Source organism: Pedobacter borealis DSM 19626 (assembly GCF_000708285.2).
GTDB lineage: Bacteria > Bacteroidota > Bacteroidia > Sphingobacteriales > Sphingobacteriaceae > Pedobacter > Pedobacter borealis.
The window spans coordinates 1-666 of the sequence record NZ_JAUG01000202.1 but is presented as its reverse complement, the minus strand read 5'-3'; the positions used below and the strand labels follow the sequence as shown (position 1 = coordinate 666).

The window sequence follows — 666 nt, the reverse complement described above, 5'->3', positions numbered from 1 at the left end:
GCAAATCTTGCCATTTTATTTTTACCCATATTTTTTTAGAAAAGCGCTCAAAATTAGTTAAAATAATTTTCTTATCTTTTTAAAAATGTGAAAATAAATATTGAACTATTTGCCCGGATTATTTAGAGAAACCATAATGGCTTTATGAACTGACTTCTGCGACGCATACTGCGCACCGCAAACATTACTTGAGAATAGATAATTACCTTTTGCTACCACAATGGAATTCTCTGTCTTTGAAGCCACTGGTAGACGGTACATGGATCTGCCAACTCCTTCGATCCGTACAATCATATTGCAATCTGATTTATTTTCTATTAAAACAATGCTTTCTTTGCTATTAGGATCGTTATCAAAAAGGGAATTCAAAATGTTTACCGTTTTATTTTTGTGTTCTGCGGCGCTTTGTGTCATTAACATCTTGAATTCCTCTTGTTCTGCAGCACCTAGAGTAGAGGATTTCACGAAAATTTCTTCTTGTAGTGCTTGTGAGCTACCAGCATTCTCCCCTTTTCTTACCGCTTCTAAGTCTGCCTGATATTTTGCAATTTGTTTCTGTCTGATATTTTCAGACATCTCTACATAACTGATTCTGGTAGAAGATTTTCTTCTCAGCAAGGCAATTTTCTCTTGAAAATCAACAACTCTGGAATCTGCAGGATGAGC

The 666-nt window shown here is 35.4% G+C and carries 1 protein-coding gene; it reads right to left on the bottom strand.

Going from position 1 to position 666, the window contains the following annotated elements; all coding sequences use genetic code 11:
* Positions 1-105: 105 nt before the first annotated feature.
* Positions 106-666: DUF6759 domain-containing protein (locus tag AW17_RS24560; protein ID WP_029280818.1), on the bottom strand; the 561-nt coding region annotated here is incomplete at its 5' end.